General features: G+C 49.6%; 14 protein-coding genes and 1 pseudogene. 6 read left to right on the plus strand and 9 right to left on the minus strand.

Annotated elements, in window-relative coordinates; translation table 11 throughout:
* Nucleotides 1-9 precede the first annotated feature (9 nt).
* The 4 genes from JOY44_RS13355 to JOY44_RS13370 form a co-directional block, all read right to left on the minus strand.
* Nucleotides 10-1,431 (minus strand): 1-acyl-sn-glycerol-3-phosphate acyltransferase, encoded by a 1,422-nt coding sequence (locus JOY44_RS13355; RefSeq protein ID WP_171574213.1) that lies wholly within the window; start codon nt 1,429-1,431, stop codon nt 10-12.
* Nucleotides 1,432-1,547: 116 nt separating this feature from the next.
* Nucleotides 1,548-1,904: a translation initiation factor gene (locus JOY44_RS13360; protein ID WP_171574214.1), complete on the minus strand. Its 357-nt coding sequence runs from the start codon at nt 1,902-1,904 to the stop codon at nt 1,548-1,550.
* 10 nt (nt 1,905-1,914) lie between these two features.
* Entirely contained in the window at nt 1,915-3,573 is a 1,659-nt protein-coding gene (locus tag JOY44_RS13365; protein WP_171574215.1) for a CHAT domain-containing protein, read from the minus strand.
* 102 nt (nt 3,574-3,675) lie between these two features.
* Nucleotides 3,676-6,081 (minus strand): protein phosphatase 2C domain-containing protein, encoded by a 2,406-nt coding sequence (locus JOY44_RS13370; RefSeq protein ID WP_171574216.1) that lies wholly within the window; start codon nt 6,079-6,081, stop codon nt 3,676-3,678.
* A 311-nt stretch (nt 6,082-6,392) separates the two neighbouring features.
* On the opposite strand from JOY44_RS13370, the gene JOY44_RS13375 reads away from it, so the two are divergent.
* The 5 genes from JOY44_RS13375 to JOY44_RS13395 all read left to right on the plus strand — a co-directional run bounded on the left by JOY44_RS13375 (nt 6,393) and on the right by JOY44_RS13395 (nt 12,344).
* A complete protein-coding gene (locus JOY44_RS13375) occupies nt 6,393-7,400 on the plus strand; it encodes a PstS family phosphate ABC transporter substrate-binding protein (RefSeq protein WP_171574217.1) in 1,008 nt (335 codons plus the stop codon).
* Between the two features lie 117 nt (nt 7,401-7,517).
* The gene (gene pstC, locus JOY44_RS13380; RefSeq protein WP_171574218.1) at nt 7,518-8,501 is read left to right on the plus strand and encodes a phosphate ABC transporter permease subunit PstC; all 984 of its coding nucleotides are present in this window, start codon (nt 7,518-7,520) and stop codon (nt 8,499-8,501) included.
* A gap of 1 nt (nt 8,502) precedes the next feature.
* The gene (pstA, locus tag JOY44_RS13385; protein WP_171574219.1) at nt 8,503-9,444 is read left to right on the plus strand and encodes a phosphate ABC transporter permease PstA; all 942 of its coding nucleotides are present in this window, start codon (nt 8,503-8,505) and stop codon (nt 9,442-9,444) included.
* A 26-nt stretch (nt 9,445-9,470) separates the two neighbouring features.
* Nucleotides 9,471-10,226: a phosphate ABC transporter ATP-binding protein PstB gene (pstB, locus tag JOY44_RS13390; RefSeq protein WP_197985744.1), complete on the plus strand. Its 756-nt coding sequence runs from the start codon at nt 9,471-9,473 to the stop codon at nt 10,224-10,226.
* A gap of 171 nt (nt 10,227-10,397) precedes the next feature.
* Nucleotides 10,398-12,344 carry a S9 family peptidase gene (locus tag JOY44_RS13395; RefSeq protein WP_171574221.1) on the plus strand — a complete coding sequence of 649 codons (1,947 nt, stop codon included), beginning with the start codon at nt 10,398-10,400 and terminating at the stop codon, nt 12,342-12,344.
* A 26-nt stretch (nt 12,345-12,370) separates the two neighbouring features.
* Here JOY44_RS13395 and JOY44_RS13400 read toward each other — a convergent pair whose 3' ends face one another.
* Complete coding sequence (locus JOY44_RS13400) at nt 12,371-12,568, minus strand: hypothetical protein (protein ID WP_171574222.1); 198 nt, start codon at nt 12,566-12,568, stop codon at nt 12,371-12,373.
* A gap of 197 nt (nt 12,569-12,765) precedes the next feature.
* Here JOY44_RS13400 and JOY44_RS13405 point away from each other — a divergent pair, with 197 nt between their 5' ends.
* Nucleotides 12,766-14,262, plus strand: coding sequence for a S10 family peptidase (locus tag JOY44_RS13405; RefSeq protein ID WP_171574223.1), 1,497 nt, complete (start codon nt 12,766-12,768; stop codon nt 14,260-14,262).
* A gap of 193 nt (nt 14,263-14,455) precedes the next feature.
* Here JOY44_RS13405 and JOY44_RS13410 read toward each other — a convergent pair whose 3' ends face one another.
* The 4 genes and pseudogenes from JOY44_RS13410 to JOY44_RS31180 form a co-directional block, all read right to left on the minus strand.
* On the minus strand, nt 14,456-16,369 hold the full coding sequence (locus JOY44_RS13410; protein WP_171574224.1) for a transketolase C-terminal domain-containing protein: 1,914 nt from the start codon (nt 16,367-16,369) through the stop codon (nt 14,456-14,458).
* A gap of 183 nt (nt 16,370-16,552) precedes the next feature.
* On the minus strand, nt 16,553-18,352 hold the full coding sequence (gene mutL, locus JOY44_RS13415) for a DNA mismatch repair endonuclease MutL (protein ID WP_171574225.1): 1,800 nt from the start codon (nt 18,350-18,352) through the stop codon (nt 16,553-16,555).
* Between the two features lie 164 nt (nt 18,353-18,516).
* Entirely contained in the window at nt 18,517-19,398 is an 882-nt protein-coding gene (locus tag JOY44_RS13420) for a helix-turn-helix domain-containing protein (RefSeq protein ID WP_171574226.1), read from the minus strand.
* Nucleotides 19,395-19,780, minus strand: a pseudogene (locus JOY44_RS31180) (rRNA pseudouridine synthase); the annotation flags it as partial. The pseudogene JOY44_RS31180 and the gene JOY44_RS13420, both read right to left, overlap by 4 nt.

Here is a 19,780-nt window from a genome sequence, read left to right on the forward strand (position 1 = left end):
AAGCGACATTTACTGTTTCGTCAGCATACTTTCCAACGCAATCTGCAAATCTTGGGTTAGATCTGTGACGGCTTGTTTCGCATTTTTTCGCCCACCTTGATAAGCGTCCCACCGATCAGATACAGAAATGGGTTTTCCAATCTTGAGAAACGCTTTCTGGTTGCCTAACTTAGGTCGTTCAAACGAATTTCTTCCTTTAATCCGGCAAACCATGTCCCAAATCAAGAGCGTTGTTTCGGCAAAACGGTCTATAGTCGGTCTTTCGTTCACATAATTACCAGTGACCGCCACGAAACTTTCCACTAGTCGCATATGCCACACGCGCAAATCGGCTTCTTCGGCAACGCGATCGGCTAGCCCTTTTTCAAGCGGGGAGGCAGTTTCAAGCTTTATGTCCTCTCGATAGATGCAATCCCACCCGGCTTGTTCCAACCGACGGCAGCGATCTATAACGCTACCTCTAGGTTGCAGGTTGAAATAATCTTCTGCAACCTGTAGAGCTGCATTTAACAAAGCCTTCAGTCGTGCTGAAAAGGCTTCATACGAGGGCATTGACGAAGCTGTTGAGCCAGCGCTGTGTTGATCTGGAATGGGTACTGGAACTGACAAAGCTTTGTGATAAAACCGCGTATAGAAAGCTTCCATCACGGATAGCAGATGTTCACCCAAACAATATAACCGTTTATACAGAGTAGACTCGTCCAATCGTTGTGCTTGGCTCATCTCTGGGGCTTTTATGCCAGTGTCTATCTCAAGCTGAGTGATAATTTTTTCCACTGCTGCCCAGGGAGGCGTGACATAGCGATATTCAATCCCAATAGGCAAGATAAAAACTTGCTCCGATCGCTTCTCTTTGACCATATCTTCCACGCACCAAAAACCAAGCTGGCTCACTCCCGGCTCTAACGGACTAATAATTTCGTTGTGTCCGTTTGTAGCCCCTTCAGGAGCCGCCGCTAGGGGGAAGTCTCCGTTGGCGAAGAGAGTGCGGGCAGTTTTCAGCCCCATTAGGTCAATCTTGCCGCGACGAATGGGAATGCCGCCCAGTCGTGGGTAAAGCCAAGTAACCCAAGACCCTGCCCAAATTGGAATGCCGCGATCGTACATGAAATAAGAATGCACCGGACGTTTCAGCGAAATCCCCTGCTGTTTAGCAACTTGAGGCACCAATCTCCAGATCAATTGCCCTACACAATAAGGATCGGTGGCACTGGGATGGCGAAAAGCGAGTAAAAACCGAATTTTGCCATCTTGAAATTGACGATAAAGATCAACCAGCGTTTCTACGTTTTCTGCTTCGATTTGGCGCACCGTAGTCTGAGAGCGAGTCAAAAAAGGAAATGCCCAACTCACCAACCGCCGCACGATGGGATTGAAAATAGGAGGAAGAAACTCCAAAGGTGGCTGAACGCGGGTGATGGTGTCAGGCAAGGGATGGCTCCAGAAAGGAAAAGTACGGGGTACAAGGTGCGAAGTACGGGTGCGGGGTATGAAGTGCGAAGTGCGAAGTGCGATTTAAGTACTCCGTACTCTCAACTCCGTACTTCCTATCCCCCGCTCCCTTTCGCTTTGTAGCCCAACTGCTGTAAATATTGAACAATTCTTTGCTTGTGGTCACCTTGAATTTCAAGTTCATTCTCCTTGAGGGTGCCGCCTGCACCACACAGATTTTTCAGTTTTTTTAGCAGGTCGGTCAAGGTCTCTGGATTTGCCTGAAAACCGCGAATAATGGTCACAGTTTTTCCTTTACGACCTTTGCTGGAAGTCTCTACCCGTGGGCTTTGCTGATTCGGCGGCAGATCGGGAACACCACGTTGTAGCGCCTCTGAGTTTTCAGAGGCACCAAATTCGCGATAAATAAATCGCTCGGTAGGATTGGGATTAGGAGTTTTCTTTTTAACCACAAGACTCTGATTAGCTGGATGGTGGGGGTTCAGACGTACTGAGAATCGTAAACTCTAGGGGATTGTTTTGAGAGCTGCCAAATTTGATCTGGCTTCCTGGCATCAGCAGAACTTCCTGTTGATGCACTCTTTGCCATCTTTTATCATCTAAGGAAACCCAAGTGCCAAAGCGGGAAACATCCCGGAGAAAGTAGGTGACATCGTCAAGCGTTCCCTGACTTTCTCGGCGTAGAATCATGGCGTGTTCACGCGAGGCTCCCGCTTCATCTTCTCGCAAAATCAGGTCATTATCTGGGCTTCTGCCAATGGTCATGTATCCGCCGCGAATTTGCCAAACGCGGTTATCTTGCAGCGATCGCAGACAGGCAACGGAGGTGGATGATTCTACTCCAATCTGAGTATGTCCGGGTGCGATGGATGCAATCGGCGTAAGCAATTCTCCATCAAATTCAGGGTGCATATACAGCACGGGCAACGTCCAGGCTTGCTGATTGAATTTATACACTGCTAGTAGATGTTGACGGGCGATCGCAACCGCCTGATCAATCGGTTTCCGTTCCGCTAATGCTTTGGCAAATTCTTGAATAAAGCTCAGCGCCTCCTGATCCGTTATCGAGTTACGCATCCCCAATACGGCAGGCACCCCATGATGAATTAGCACCTCAGCAAGGCTGCTGCGGGGCATAGGTTGAGATATTTTCCCCCCCGGCATCGTTGCATCGTTGCGATAGTAGTGGTCAGACTGGGCACCCCAACAAGCATTGAATACCGCTAGTTTTACCTGGCATCGAGTCAACACCTGAGCTAACTCTGTGCCATTCAAAGGCATATCTGGACGGACAAATAACACGCCTCCATCGGGACCCGGCATCCCATGCCCGGCGTAAAACATTACGTTGTAATTGCGCGTTTCAAGTGCCTGAATCAGCTCAATTGGAGTGGGTTGAACCAGTGTTCGGACTTCACAAGGAATGTCTTTGGAACCTCCAATGCCTGAGTTGCCAGAGCTTTTTAACACTTGCGCTAACAGGTCTGCTTCTTGCTCTAGCTTCAGCATGGGCAGGGTTTCTTTAGTAAGCCCCATGCCGTTGCTATCAGAAGCCTGTCCTTGAACTAACAGGATTTTGAGCGCGGTTTCAGGGCGAGAGGGCGGTAATGCAGAGACATCGCTGGTGGTGCGACTAAACAAAATGTTTTGGCTTAGGGAAATGGCTGGAGTGCCGGGGGATTCTTGCATAATTTCCCAGGGTAAGGAAATTAGCATAGGATCGCGAATTTCAATCTGTAATCTGAGAGGATTTCCTTGCCCGATCGCAATACCACGACTTTGATTAATGCTCACCATAATTGAGCCATCAAATAACCATTGCCATAGGCTGACACCCAACGTTTGCATCAATCGCGCAGACATCCCTCCTGGTTGATTGGAGTCTGAGGAAATATCGGGCAGTGCAGTCTGCTCAAGCGGATAGGGTGGCAGGGGGTGGGTGAAAAACATTTCTTGCCACACTTGCCATAATTGACTCAGGGAATCAGTCCAAATGCAATTATGTAGGGCAAGCCCACCGGGATAGGGCGCTTTGGTTACGTGAATTGCGAAGTGCGCCGCGCCAGAAATCTGTAACGGGGTCACTGCCAAACTCAAGTAGGGGCTTTCAGGTAACGGCATTCGTAAGCAATGTAGCCCAATTCAAAATAGAGAGCTTTTTAGTATCTTCTGTAATTATTCGTTCTATCAGTCTAATCGGTGTTTGGAAAGAAATTGCAGTCCTCAGTTAGTTTCTATAGATGGGGTGGCTGTTTGGCGTTTAGCAGCACAGGCACCCAATTGCACAGGAGTGAGGCTGATGTTAGAGGTGACCAAGGGCGCGATCGCGGTTTCTTGTATCCATCCGGCATCGCCCGGTTGACCAAAGGGTGTTGCTTGATCCGTAGTCCTCGCTGCTGTAGGCAGAGAGCACACTTTAAGCTGTAGCCAACGTTGATCCAAGCGCACTTGCACAGCAGCCACTTCCAACACTGTCCCCACGGGAATCGAAATCAGGCGTGATAAAGGCTGACCTGATTCGGCTGTGCTAGCAAGCTGAGATTGGAGACGCACTGGAGCTTGACCCACACCATCAACCGCACCACGATTGACTAACACCCGCGATTGAGTCGTCAAAAAAGGAGATGCAGCAACACTGGGGCTAGGAGAAGCAACACTGGAGGCACTGGGAGCGGGACTCGCAGGGACGCTATCAGGAGAACCAGCGGTGCTTTCTATCGCTGGAAATAGTCGGCTACCGATACTGGGAAACAGCCAGACCAGCGTCGAACCAGCGGCTCCTAACAGGATGAGTAATCCCAATAGCCAGGGAAAGAGGCTAGGGCGCGATCGCGCAAACTCTGACTTTCGCGCTGGCTTTTTAAGCTGGGTTTTGAGTGTGGAATTAATAGGTGACTGCGCCGTAGCTAAATGAGTCTCGGTCACGGGAGTTCTGTCAGCAGAAATTCGTGAAACGCTCCTTACAGGAATCGCAGATAATTTTGCCAGAGATTCGGACCAGCGAAGCTCAGCCTCACTGGATGGAGGCGTTGAATCAACGCGACAGTGAAGTAGCCCAACGGTGACGTTGTCATGCCCATTTTGTTGATTGGCGATCGCCACTAACTGCCGTACAGCGGTTGGTACGTTTAACGTGCCCTCCAGTACTGGCACTAACATAGTTTGCCAGTACTCTTCAATCAGATCGTTGTCGCTTAACCCATCCGAGCACAGCAAAAACAAACACTCTTCATCTAAAATAAAGCGCTGAACAGTGGGATGCAGCATGGAAGCATTCATCCCTAACGCCTGCACCAAAGAGCCTGAACTGGGCTGTCGTAAAGCATCTCGGTACAGTCCATAGCCCATCCGCACTTCTCGTGAAGCGAGGTCATCGTCTAAGGTTACTTGATGGCAGCCTGTGCGGGTGATGCGATAGGCGCGGCTGTCTCCCACATGGGTCAGGTATAGCTCATGGTTTTGTACCAATGCCATCACCAGCGTTGTGCCCATACGCTGCCGCTCTTGGCGACGCTCGGTATCGTTTCGTTGAACAATCGTGTCGTTTGCTGCGATCGCGGTTCGTTTTAGTTCCAGCGTCAAGGCATCGGGGCTAGAAGCATCCGACAGTATGGGTTGCAGCCGCTGCTGCACAGTTGCGATCGCTAAATTAGAGGCAATGTTTCCACCTTCATGTCCGCCAATCCCATCGCAAACCACCACCAAAGCCGTTGAATTGACGGCGTTTGGGGCTGGAGCGAGCCTGACTGATTGCGTCATGCCACTGGCAGGGTAGCAAGCATCTTCGTTGCGCTGACGAGTGGGTCCTTGATCCGTTAAAGTGGCAAATTCCACCACGCGGGATTGCGCCTGACTCCACACCGCGATCGCTTGATCGAACAATCCAATCAACTGTTCGCTATGGCTAATCTGCCCTTGCTGCATTTGCTCACAGACGGCACTCAAAAAGGGCGCGATCGCAGTCTGCGCTCCGAACTGCCACTGCTGCCAAAAGGTTCCCAAATCCACCAAACTGCAAGACGACGGCTGGTAATCACCCACTAAGCTCAGGAGGCGAATCAAAGATCCCTCTACGCGCAAATTTTCTGTTGACAACAAGCTAGCCGCCACGCCTTCCTGATTCAGCGGCTCCCAGAGCTGCGCCATTTGCCAAAACCAATGAAGCTGTTGTAGTGAACTAGCCTCTCTCCAAACCGCCTCTAACCCTGGCATTAACGCTCCAGATTGCACCGCACCGCCAATCTGGATATCAGCGGGATAAATCGGAGCATTTTCTAGCAGCACAACCACAGAACTGGGCAGTTGGGGATTGGGTAGCAATGCATAAACTTGTGGCACATGCAGCCAATGTGACACTAACCGCTGATAGCACACCACACCATGGGGCAATTCTTCTAAGGACTCTGGCAACAACCCAGGCTTTGTGTCCAAAAAGATCGACCCCTGTTTGCACACATAGCGCTCTGATAGCAGATCCCCAGGTGAAAATATGGGCGATCGCTGAGCGATCGCCCACAAATAATGCTTAGGCAAAAAAGCCCCACATTGCAGGCAATAGCGATCGCTCTCAAAGCTGGGAACTTGACAAAGAGCATTTGAACAATAAATCGTTGCCTCAGAGCTATCCATGAAAATAGAGTGCTATCAATATCTATCTCTAAAACGCTGGTCAAAAGTGGGAACTCAGTTCTCAATCCAAGACCCTATTCATTTCTAATATTAACTTTATGAACCAAACCACTGAAAGAGTAATCTCCTTACGTGCAATTGTCAGCTTCAGCAAATTTTTCTCTTAAAAAGGAAGCTTTTAAAGAACGATTTTACCTAAATTTAACCTTTTGATAATCAAAACTGAACTTTAAATCATTTGCTCTTAACCCTGACAAAGTATTGTGAGCAATGAAGATCTTACTGAACATTTAACTTTCTGGAGCATAAATATGGTGTTTGACAAAGTGAAGCTTGTGCCTAACCGCTTCACGGCGATCGTGAGCGCGGCGGCTGTAACAGCGGCAGTGGTCGGTCTATCTGTAAATGCTGTAAACTCTCAGGGTTCTGTCGTCAAGATTGATGGCTCTAGCACTGTCTTCCCCATCACTGAAAAAATTGCAGAAGCTTCTAAGAAAGCTGGTGGCGCTAATGTAACAGTGGGCATCTCCGGTACGGGTGGTGGTTTCAAGAAGTTCTGTGCAGGTGAAACGGATATTTCCAACGCATCTCGCCCCATTTTGAAGAAAGAAATGACTGCCTGCGCTGCTAAAGGCATCAAATACGTTGAATTGCCCGTTGCTTTTGACGCACTGACTGTGGTTGTAAACCCCGGCAACACTTGGGCAAAGAATTTGACCACGGCTGAACTCAAGAAGATTTGGGAACCAACCAGCACCATTAAGAACTGGAAAGATGTTCGGGCTGGCTTTCCTAATCAACCCTTGAAGCTATATGGACCCGGTGCAGATTCTGGTACCTTTGATTACTTCACTGAAGCGATCAATGGCAAGTCCAAGGCAGTCCGTAAAGACTTTACGGCTAGCGAAGATGACAACGTATTAGTTCAGGGTGTTTCCAAAGATAAAGGCGCTTTAGGCTACTTTGGTTATGCTTACTACAAATCGAACAAGAACCGCCTCAGAGCCGTTACTGTCAACGGCGTTATGCCTTCTGAGCAAACCGTAGAAAACGGTAGATACACCCCTTTGTCTCGCCCTCTCTTCATCTATGTCAGCACCAACGCTGCCAAGAAGCCTGAAGTCAGGAAGTTTGTTGATTATTACATCAAGAACGCAGGCAGAACTGCCGATTCCATTGGTTATGTAGGTCTGCCTGCTAGGGCTTACCCGGCGGTCACGAAGCGGTTTAGCGCTAGTAAAACTGGCACTATCTTTGGTGGAGAAGAAGCAGTGGGTTTAAAGGTGGATGACCTACTAAACCGCCAACTAAAAGAGTAATCAATTTTTAGTTAAGGGGCGCACACTAGTGTGCGCCCCTTTGATTTGAGTAACGCGATCGCTCTAAAAGTCAGCACGTTTCTTGCTGGCTTTCCACTTTTTTGACAGATTAAAATTATGACTGCTCAGCCGCTAAAGCCTTCTGGTAAGGATCTTCAATTTACCCAAAAGAAGAAAGCCCGCGAACTGAAGGAACGTTTTATTGAGTTCATTTTATTCTTAGCAGCTTTTTCTTGTGTGGCGACAACAGTTGCCATCATGTATATCCTTATTAGTGAATCAGTTCTGTTTTTTCAGGAGGTTTCGCTGATAGAGTTTTTAACCAGTAAAGACTGGTCTCCCTTATTTGATCCACCAGGCTACGGGATTTTGCCGCTCGTATCAGGAACGCTGACGACGACTGCTGTTGCCTTGACAGTCGCTCTGCCGATGGGGCTGATTTCAGCGATTTATTTAAGCGAGTTTGCTGCTCCGAGTGTTCGAGAAGTGGTCAAGCCCATTTTGGAATTGCTAGCAGGGATTCCGACTGTGGTGTACGGGTATTTTGCTTTGCTCACTGTGATTCCTGCTTTGCAATGGTTATACCCATTTGTTGGCACTCCTTTATCCAATATTTTCCCGAGTGTTTTTCCGGCTGAGCTATCTGGATTTAACATGTTGGGAGCAGGACTGGTTATGGGGTTGATGATTACGCCGCTAATTAGCTCAATTAGTGAGGATGCTATGCGTTCCGTGCCGTTGAACATCAAGGAAGGGTCTTATGCAACCGGGGCGACTCGTTTGCAAACTGCTTTAAAGGTTGTGCTGCCTGCTGCTGCTTCTGGTGTGATTGCGGCATTCATTCTGGGTGTCTCGCGGGCGGTAGGTGAGACGATGATCGTGGCGATCGCCGCCGGTCTACAGCCCACTTTCACGTTCAACCCATTGGAATCAGCCGCCACTATCACTGCATATATCGTCCAAGTGAGCTTGGGCGACTTGCCCCATGGCACTTTGGAGTACCAAACTATTTTTGCGGCAGGGCTAGTGCTGGTACTGGTCACTTTGACTTTCAACGTTATTGGCTACTTCCTGACCAAACGCTTCCGCGAAACCTATTAATATGGCACAGGCTGAATTTTCCCAAAGCAATTATTTACAGCAGATTCGGGCATCTGTCTCTCGTCGTCAACTCATCAGTAAGCTATTTGGGGTGCTTGGATTACTGGTTATTTCGGTAGCGACTTTGATCTTGCTGGCATTGGTTGCTCAACTTTTTATTCAGGGGCTACCCCGGCTCAACTGGAAGTTTTTTACGTCGTTTCCGAGCAGCGATTTTAACGAAGCGGGTATCTTATCAGCGTGGATTGGCTCATTGCTGGTCATGTTAACCACGATGTTTATTGCGGTTCCTCTAGGAGTTGCCGCTGGCGTGTATCTAGAAGAATATGCTCCCAAGAACTGGCTGGCAGCTTTGATCGAAATTAACGTCACCAATCTAGCCGGAGTTCCCTCCATCGTATATGGGCTGCTGGCATTAGGTCTTTTCAAGACAATATTGAATCTAGGTGAGAGTATTTTGACGGCAGGCTTAACGCTGGCATTGCTCATCTTGCCGATTGTAATTGTCACGACGCGAGAGGCTTTACGGGCGATTCCTAGCAGTTTGAGAGAGGCTGCCTATGCGCTGGGTGCCAGTCGGTGGCAAATGATTTGGGATCACATCTTGCCCTATTCCTCAGGCAGCATTCTTACAGGTATCATTATTGGTCTGTCGCGGGCGATCGGTGAAACAGCTCCACTAATTACGATTGGAGCATTGACCTTCATCGCATTTTTACCTCCTGCTCCTGTTAAAGGTCAGTTTCCGTTTATTTCATTTGAGTGGTTAATGGCTCCCTTTACGGTTTTGCCCATTCAAATGTTTAACTGGGTTTCTCGTCCTCAGCCAGAGTTTCAAGTGAATGCTGCTGCTGCTGGTGTCATTCTGATTCTCATGACTCTGACGCTGAATGCTTTCGCAATTTACTTACGTTATCGTCTTCGGAAGGGAGTCAAATGGTAGATACGAGTGTACTCAACTCATCTGTGATGGAGCGCAAGGCGGAGGTAAAAGATCTCGACTTTTACTACGGTTCCTCAAAAGCGCTCAAAAGCGTCAATATGGTTGTTTGGGATCGCAGGGTGACGGCGTTGATTGGTCCTTCTGGCTGCGGGAAGACGACCCTGTTGCGATGCTTTAACCGAATGCACGATTTGTATCCCGGCAATCGCTACGATGGGGCAATCTTGCTCGATGGGGTAAATATCTTAGAGAAGCAGATTGACCCAATCGAGGTGCGGATGCGCGTCAGCATGGTATTCCAGCGCCCCAACCCGTTTCCTAAATCGATCTATGAAAATGTTGCCTATGGCCTGAGAGTGCAGGGCATGACCGCAAAAAGCTTGCTCGACGAAAAAGTAGAGAAGGCGTTGAAGGGTGCGGCGTTGTGGAATGAGGCAAAAGATCGGTTGAAGGAACCTGCCTATAATTTGTCGGGTGGTCAGCAGCAGCGTTTGTGTATTGCGCGAGCGATCGCCACGGAACCCAACATCGTGCTGTTCGACGAGCCAACCTCTGCTCTCGACCCGATCGCCACTGCTAGCATTGAAGAACTGATCAACGACCTAAAGCAGCAGGTCACAATTTTGATCGTGACTCACAGTATGCAGCAAGCCGCAAGGGTTTCAGACTACACCGCCTTCATGTATCTGGGTGAAATGGTGGAGTTTAACGAAACCAATCTGCTGTTTAACAAACCCGCTGACCAGAAAACCAAAGACTATGTAAGCGGACGCTTTGGTTAATTAAACAGGTAAGCAGGTAAAGGGGTAAAAGAGTAAAGACATAGGCGTAGATCTCCCTTACTCTTCACCCCTTTATTCACTTTATTGTTTGACATGTCACTAGGCACTAGCAACCTGGACTGAAACCCTCTATCCTCAAGGTTGACTATTGACGCACGAGTAACCGACTACATGACTTCCCCTCATATTGCTCCTTACGGCTCCTGGAAATCGCCCATCACCTCAGATCTGATTGTGGCAGGAACGATTGGGTTAGGTGAAATTCGCCTTGATCGTGGAGAGGTGTATTGGACGGAACAGCGACCCACGGAAGCTGGACGAAATGTCATAGTGCGCCGTACTGCGGCAGGGCAAGTCTCGGACATCACTCCAGCGCCCTTCAATGTGCGATCACGGGTGCATGAATACGGCGGTGGTGCCTTTTTGGTGCATCAAGGCGCGGTCTACTTTTCCAACTTTGCCGACCAACGCTTGTATCGTAAGCTGCCCGGTGGCGAACCCGTTGCCATTACCCCAGAACTGCCCTGGCGCTATGCTGATGGCGTGGTTGATGCTCAGCGTAATCGGATGATTTGTGTGCGGGAAGATCACACTGGTGATGAAAACAGCGAAGGCGAAGCCGTGAATGCGATCGTGAGTTTTCGTCTAGATGGTAAAGGGGAGCAGTCTATCCTCGCCTCCGATAAAGATTTTTATGCCTCGCCCTGCCTCAGTCCCGATGGCTCACAACTGGCATGGATTAGCTGGAATCATCCCAATATGCCTTGGGATGGCACAGAACTTTGGCTAGGAACCCTCGATGCTGAGGGTAGCATGACCGGCTGCCAAAAAATTGCGGGTGGTTTAACCGAGTCAATTTTTCAGCCCAAATGGTCGCCGGATGGGTTGTTGTACTTTGTCAGCGATCGCACAGGCTGGTGGAACCTATATCGCTGGGCGGGGGCTATCGAGCCGCTGTGCCTCATGGAAGCCGAATTTGGCTTGCCCCAATGGGTGTTTGGTATGTCTACCTACGGGTTTGAATCTGCCAATCAAATTATTTGCACCTACACCCAAGATGGTGCTTCCTACCTCGCCAGCTTGAATCCACAGACCACAGCGCTGGAACTGATTGACACGCCCTATTCTGAAATTGGCAGCATTCATGCAGCACCAGGAAAGGTGGTGTTTAAAGCAGGATCGGCAACTCAATCTGGCGAACTGGTGCACCTAGATCTGGCGACTCGCCAGTTTGAAGTGCTACAAAAATCAAGCGAATTGCAGATTGATTCGGGTTATTTATCGGTGCCCATGGCGATCGCTTTTCCTACCGAAAACGGACTGGAAGCCTACGGTTTTTACTATCCGCCTAACAATCAAGACTTTGCTGCTCCCACCGACGAGCGTCCACCACTCCTGGTGAAAAGCCACGGTGGACCCACTTCTGCCACTTCCACCATGCTCAGCCTGCGAATTCAGTATTGGACCAGTCGCGGTTTTGCGGTGCTGGATGTGAACTATGGCGGCAGCACAGGCTACGGACGTGCCTATCGGGAACGGCTGAATGGGCAATGGGGAATTGTGGATGTGGATGACTGTGCTAATGGAGCCAAATATTTGGCGGCACAGGGCAAGGTTGATGGCGATCGCCTTGTGATCGATGGCGGTAGCGCTGGCGGCTACACTACTCTCTGCGCTCTCACCTTTCGGGATTTGTTCAAAGCAGGTGCCAGTTACTACGGTGTGAGCGACTTAGAAGCGTTGGCAACAGACACCCATAAGTTTGAGTCTCGCTATCTCGATAGTCTGATTGGGGCGTACCCAGAGCAGAAAAATCTGTATATTGAGCGATCGCCCATCCACTCGGCTCACTTGCTCAACTGCCCAGTGATTTTCTTTCAAGGCGATGAAGACAAAATTGTGCCGCCTAATCAGGCAGAAATGATGGTTGAAATTCTAAAAACCAAAGGGTTGCCTGTTGCCTATGTGCTGTATGAAGGGGAGCAGCATGGCTTCCGTAAAGCTGAGAACATTAAGCGCACAATGGATGGCGAGTTCTATTTTTATGCCAAGGTATTTGGATTTGAGCCTGCTGATAGGATTGCACCCGTGGCGATCGCAAACCTCGTTTCTCCATAATCCAAGCGGCTAGCAATAGGATTTTCCTATCGTTTTAAAACAACCGTAATAATCAGCGTCAACGTTGCCGACGCAATTAAGGTAAAAGCTAACTGCACCACCCACTGCGTCGCCTGCTGATAGTTACTAAATCGCTCATTGAACCGCTCCTGATCTTGAGAAAATCGCTCCTGGTTTTGAGTCAGTTGCCCTAGGTCGTGGGAAAATGTCAAGAGTCGGCTCATTGTTACTCTGTGCTGTTGTCCACACACCGCTCTCATCTTTGCGCTTAGCACCCATCATACCTCGAGCGAAAATCAGGCCTAGGTATCTGACAGCAGTTGACGTTGAGAGCTATCGAGCTATTCAAAGACAGAACATTCCCATCAATGACTAGGCGGTACTAGAATCGTTGCAGTCATTCAGCATTCCCTTTTATCCTATGCCCGACACCCCAAGCTCGCCGATCGCCCGTCAAGGCAAAACTACTGAACATATCCTTTCCTTAGGCGATCGCCAGATTCCCTATACGGCAACTGCCGAGTGGCAAACTCTGTATGAAAACGAGAAGCCGATTGCCGAGATATTTCATGTTGCATATCTGGCAAAAACGGATTCTGCCTCGCGGCGATCGCTCACCTTTGTTTTCAATGGTGGTCCTGGCGCTGCCTCTGCCTATTTACACATGGGAGCTTTGGGACCCAAACGCATTGCATTTGGCGCTAACGGCAGCTTACCCAAGCCACCCGTGCGGATAGTGGATAATCTGGAAAGCTGGCTGAGCTTCACCGATTTGGTCTTTATCGACCCAATTGGCACCGGATTTAGCCGCAGTTTAGTGCCGGATAAAGAAAACCCTGAAAAACCTGGTGACAAGCCGGAAGGTAAGAACGACAAGCCTAAAGAAGCGGCTTTTTGGAATGTGGATCGCGATTTGAAAGCGCTGGGAGAATTCATTCAGGGTTTTTTGTCACGGCAAAAGCGCTGGCTGTCTCCTATTTTTATTGCGGGGGAAAGCTATGGGGGCTTTCGGGTGGCAAAACTTGCTCGGAAGCTGCAACAAGAATTTGGTGTGGGGCTTTCTGGAGCAATTTTGATTTCGCCTGCCCTAGAGTTCAGTTTATTTGACGCAAACGATTACAACCTCACGGGCTGGGCAACGCTAATTCCCTCTTTTGCAGCCACGGCAGCCCATCACGATCGCGCTCAGTGGGCAGGCAACACAGGCGATTTGCAAGCTCATATCAGCGCCGCAGAGCAATTTTCCCGCAAAACTTTCATTCCCATGCTGGCTATGGGCGACACGCTGCCACCAGATGAACGGCAGACCGCCTATCAGCAGCTCGCAGACTTGATTGGCTTACCTGTTTCGTTTGTAGAGCGGCAAGCCGGACGGATTGGGATTGAAGCTTTTGCCAGAGAGCTACTGCGCGATCAGCAAAAAATTGTAGGTTTGTATGATGCTGCGATGACCGCGATCGATCCCTTTCCCGATCGCTTGCAGTATGAAGGCAGCGACCCGACCCTGGATGGAATTGATCGCCTGTTTACAGGAGCCATCAACAGCCATCTACGGGATACCTTGGGCGTGGAAACTGACCTCACCTATCACCTGCTGAATATTGAAGTCTTCAAAGCCTGGACGTTTGATCCCAAGGGCGAGTTAAAACAGGGTTTCATTGGCGCAGTGGACGATTTGCGCGTGGGGATGACATTGAATCCCTACATGCAGGTGGCGATCAATCATGGCTTTTTTGATCTGGTTACGCCCTATTTTGCCTCAAACCATTTGGCGGATTTGATGAAGTTGAATCCAGAGTTGCGCCCCAACTTGAAGCTAAAGCATTACCTCGGTGGGCACATGTTTTACACTTGGGAAGCATCTCGCCAGCAATGGTTTGCTGAGATGCAGGTTTTTTATCAGACCGCGATCGCGTAGTGGTGTGTGAAACAAAAATGGGTAAAGAAGTAAGTGAAGGAGTATAGCCGCACTTACTGCTACAGCTCTACTCCTTCACTTCTTTACCCCTCAAATTGAAATTGACAGACTCTTAGGAGCCTACGAGGTGAGTTTAGTCAGCTTTACTCAGATAGTATGCTGCCCTCTGCACCCCGCACTCAGACCTCAATCCCTAGCCTACAAGCTGTTTCACTTTTGCCATGATGCCAACCGGATCGATGCCTTGATGGGGAAACTGCTCCCACAAACCGCCGCAGCCTTCTTCGTGAGTACCGAGGTAAGCATATTTAGGTGTTAAGCCACGTTCCAGTAGCCAGCTACCAAAACGGCTACCCAAACCGGTTTTGCGGTTAAAGGCTTCAACCACGATGACAAAGGGAGATGCACCAATCTTGGCGATCGCCTCTTCATCTACCACATTTAAAGTTGGCTTGTTGATCAGTCCTACATCAATTCCTTCTTGCTTCAAACGCTCCACGGCATCTAAAGCGCGGTAAACAGCATCACCTACGGCAACGATATAGCCAGCGGTGCCCTCCCGAATCACTTCATCTTTGCCAGGGGTGAAGGTGTAGCCGTCGCCAAATAGCTCGCCACCCTCAGCATTCAGCAAAATCGGCGTTTTAGAACGGGTCGAGAAGATGAACCGTAGCCCTGGGTTGAAAAAGACTGACTCAACGCAGGCTTTCATCTGGTTGGCATCCGCAGGGAAGTAAAGCTTGGTATCGTAGCCATCATCTAAGCCATTGTCGGCAAAGAAATTGTTGATACCAAAGTGGCAAGTGTTGTCTGCCATGTCGTCGATGCCAGAATGGGAGAAGTGGCAAAGGAGATTGGAGTAGTTCAACCGCGCCATGGTGATCTCGGAAATGCACATTTCCAAGAACGCTGCGAATGTTGCAAAGATGCCTTGCTTGCCTTTTGCCATCCCAAATCCAGCGGCAGCAGAGAGGTTGCCCCGCTCCATAATGCCAGAGGGCAGAAAGACCTCAGGATGGGCATCGTGGATTTTTTTCAATCCGCAGGAGCCTTCCAAGTCGCTATCGATCACTAGCACGTTCTCTTTACGCTCGGCTTCACTCATCCGACTCAGAACGGAAACAACAGCATCGCCAAACACGTTCCGGTTAGAATCCCATTTGCTGCCAATGCCAAGAAATTTGTAGGGATTTTTGGGCGTTTCGATGCTTTTGAGCACGGCAACCGCATCGGTATATCCGCGTTTTTCTAGGTAGGCGATCGCTTTCTCAACGGAAATGACATCATGCCCGTGAGTCGAGCCTTCTAGCCCCTCAATCCCAACGCACATAGGACGTTTGTTGATCACAGCCACCGTTCCAGGCGTGTTAATGGCTTCGTGAATCCGACTATACAAGCTATCTATATCTTCGCCATCGCCTTCTAGCACTTTTACGCCATGCCCTGCCAGGGTTTTGGCTACGGTGAAACCAGGAAGATATTTGGAGGGATGACCTGCGATCGTGACGTCATTATCGTCAATAATCAGCTTCACATTTAGGTGTTGCGCCACGGCTAGCCGCGCCGCTTCGGCATCGTTTCCTTCTTGCTGAGAGCCATCGGAACCCAAGCAGAACACTGCTTTACCAGGATTTGCCAGCGCTACACCATTTACATAAGGCCACATGTGCCCTAAACGACCGGAGCTAAACTTTACACCCGGAGTCAAGCCCAATTCGGGGTGTCCAGGCAGTTTGGAATTAGCTTCCCGATAGTGCATTAATTGCTCAACCGGAAGTTCCCCATGCAGCGCTGCCATCAAATATTGAGTGCCCACTCGATGCCCCGCTTCGTCAAAGAAAATGGGCACAAACTGATCAGCCGCTCCCCGAAAGAGCGCATCCAAAATCACCACTTCTGGAACGGTATCATAAGGTCCACCAGTATGACCGCCCACACCCCGCGCTGCCCCGGTTGCTGTAAAGAAAACAATTGCGTCACGGCACAGTTGAGTATTTGCTTTCAATGCCTCCCGTTCGTCATCAGTCAGGGTTGGTTTAGTCGGGTCTAGCGCTATTGACTTATAAGCACCCAAATCAATGGGAAAGCGAACCGATGTTTCTGTCATAACTTGATTTTTCCTATACAAAGCAGTGGAGGAGAACAGAATAAGCAAAGTTTTGGCAGCCTTGACTCACGCGCAGCGATCGAGTGCAAGGCTAGAACTCAATGCTTTAAAGGTAATCGTTCCACTGCCTAGTGTAGTGTTTTGCAGCCCACATTCTGCGATTTGACTGTAAATTTACGACACTCATTGAATTCCATGACTTTTGCCGATTACCCAATGTCGCCGGAAAAAGCGCGATAGGGAAGACTCCTCTAGCGTTAGGCAAATGGGGCGACCATGGGGACACGTGCGAGGATTGCGCGTTTGTTGCCATTGGGTTAATAGGGTTTGCATTGCTGTATGAGACAGCACTGTGCCATTGCGAATGGCGCTACGGCAAGCAGTTGCGACTTGGGCTGTTTGCAAATCACCACCAAAGCTGAGTTCTATGAGCGCTTCTGCACCATCCGATCGCGCCGCTAGCAAGGCAGGAGCGGATCGCGCCACCCAAGACTGATCGCCAAAGGGTTCTACCTCTATGCCGATCCGCTGCAATTGCTCTACTTGGGCAGGGGTTAACGACTTCAAAATAATGGGCGTTTCGAGCGGCACAATTTGCCAGCGATCGCACAGTTGCTCATACAGCACCCGTTCATGGGCAATGTGTTGCTCAATCAGCCACAGCCCAGTGGGATGTTCAGCCAGGATATAGGTGTTGTGAACTTGGGCAAGCGCTTTGAGGGAGATTGAGGTTTGGGAGTTAGGAGTTGAGGACGCTGACTGGTCTCCAGATTCCAAGTTGCTTGACGGTTGCGAGGTCTGCCATACTCCCCCGGTTTCTGCGGTTTTAAGTAGGTGCCCAATGCGATCTGAATAGAGCGTTTCTGGGAGCGTATCAGGATTTAAACGCAACGTTTGATCGATCGCGGCAGTAATTTGATCACGCCAGTCATCTAAATGATGCAGGTAGATTTCTGATTTGGCAGGGTGTCGATTCCAGTCAACCTGCGCTGGAGTCACCTGCAAATGGACAAAGCAAACCGGATAGCGATCGCGGGGCAGGGTTCGCCGAAATGCCGCCAAAATTGTTTGTTCAATCTCCGGCAAGTTAACAGATCGTCCGTTCACGGCCACTCGCACCCAATCTGGGCGATGACGGTGGCAGCGATCGGGTAAGCCCAATAGAAGATAAAGAGAAGGTGCAGAGTGCGGAGTTGGGAATGCGAAGTCGGGAGTGCGGAGTTGTTCCTCCTGATCCCTGATCCCTGACATTCGATCCTCGTCACCCGACGTCTGCTCCATCTCTTGCAAATCGCTGACCTCTACTTCTCGCAACAGTTGAGGCAAAATTTGACGAGCGGTGCTGCCAGGAAACAGGGTAAACCAGTCGCGATCGCCTTGTTGAACTTGCCAGGTCACTTGGGGATGGCACAGCGCAATTTGATAAATGATGGCTTGCACCGCTTTGAGTTGATGAGCTACGGAGGGCAAGCCTTGGCGGCGAGTTGGCAGGTTGGCAAATAGATGATCCACAGTGACGATGGTGCCCGGTGCGATCGCCACAGGTTCCATTTCAACTGGCACTCCTTGAGTGTCATAGGTAACCTGCCAACCTTCACTCGCTTGCCCTGAATCAGCATTACTGGAAGACGATAACGATGATGGACGGCTAGCAATCTGCAATTGGGCTAATTGTGCCAGACTATGCAGCGCTTCACCGCGAAACCCAAGGCTGGTGATGTTCCACAAATCTTGGCGATCGCGAATTTTGCTAGTGCTATGGGGACTCGCAGCTTGCTTCAAATTTTGGCAATTCATCCCAATTCCGTTATCTGCTACTCGCAGTCTCCACTGCTCTGCCCAAATGGAAACTGTAATGCGAGTGGCACCACTATCTAAGGAATTTTCCACCAGTTCTCGGATGGCCGCAGCGAGAGAGTCGATGACCTCCCCAGCCGCAATTAAATGAACAACCTCAGTGGGTAGTGGATAAATGCCATTCATACCTCCAGTGTAGGCGAGGACTCAAAAGCTGGTATGCAACATCCATTAAAGAGGTTTCTCGAAGACGGAAACCACTGTTCTAGGGCAGGTTTAGCTGGGTTTGACCAGATTCCAGCCAATTAACTACAACGTCTATCCTCACTACCCGTGCTTGACCAAAACGGTTAGAGCCCGGGCAAGTTAGAAGCTGTAACGATGGGTCTTTCAGATAAATTCGCTTCGGCTTGAGACTGAGCCTCAAAGGTTTTTTCTTCGACTGTACCCGGTTCGCCCAGAAGCTTTGGTGGACTCTCGTTATAGCTCACTAGCACTCCTCCAGCATTTCCAGCCCGCACAGTAATCTGCTGTTTTGCAGCCCAAGTTTGTTGAGCACCTTCCGATAGCACACCCTCAAATTCCATTTTTCCATCTGCAACAATCCGAATCCAGGATTGAGCTTTCAAAGCCAAGCCAATGCGAACTGGCTTATCAGATATCACAGCGGGAGATGGTGTCGCTGTTTTGTCGGCTACTTTGCCTGCCGCACCACCTGTCGCTTTTTGACTGGGCGAGGGTGGACCATACAATTCAACTTTTTGGGTCGGTAATTGTCCTGTTCCGGGCTGTTGAGGCAAGTTAGCATAGCGAAACGCCTGTGCAGACGAGCGATTTAGCACATAGGACAATCCGCTCACAGCGCCAGCGACCAGCAGCATGTAAACCAAATACAGGTGCAGGGGGCGCAGCTGCGCTTCTACGGTGCTGCTCCAGGTCGGTTTAGGAGATCTTAAATCGGATTGAGCGGGAAAAGCGTTGGCAATCTCCGTGCCGTCTGCCCCGATCGCATCCGCATATCGGCGAATAAAACCCTGAACATAAACAGGTTCGGGCAGTTGGATGGCATTGCCTTCTTCAATCGCCATTAAAGTCCGAACAGGAATCAGCGTTGTAGCAGCGATCGCCTCTAAGGACAATGTTTGATCTTGTCGAAGACAGCGCAAGTAAGCACCAATTTCAGCCAACAATCGCGCTTGTTCTCTATTCAATTGAAGAGTCTTATCTTTCATGCTCGGCACTCCTCATCCACGCTTAGCGTCTTCTTCGATGTTAGGTTAACTTGGGATCTCAAAAAACAAATCTCAGAGCTTGTTAAAGGGCGATAGCGACCGCTTTCAAGGTGAGGCTGACTATCGGATTGCAGTCGAATAGAACCAATTGCAGTACGGTGGAGCGTTTGGACAGGGTGCCCTAACTGCTCTGCGATTCGCCTAATTTGGCGATTACGTCCTTCTTTCAAAACAATCTCTAATAATGTTCGGTGGTTAGGATGCGATTTCAGGATAAAAATGTCTGCGGGAAGGGTTCTTTGTCCTTCTAACAATACTCCCTGTTGCCATTGCTTTAAAGTGTGCGGCGATGGATGGCCCTCAACCCAGACGTGGTAGGTTT

The organism is Leptolyngbya sp. Cla-17, from assembly GCF_016807185.1.
In the GTDB taxonomy this organism is placed as follows: Bacteria; Cyanobacteriota; Cyanobacteriia; order Leptolyngbyales; family Leptolyngbyaceae; genus ULC077BIN1.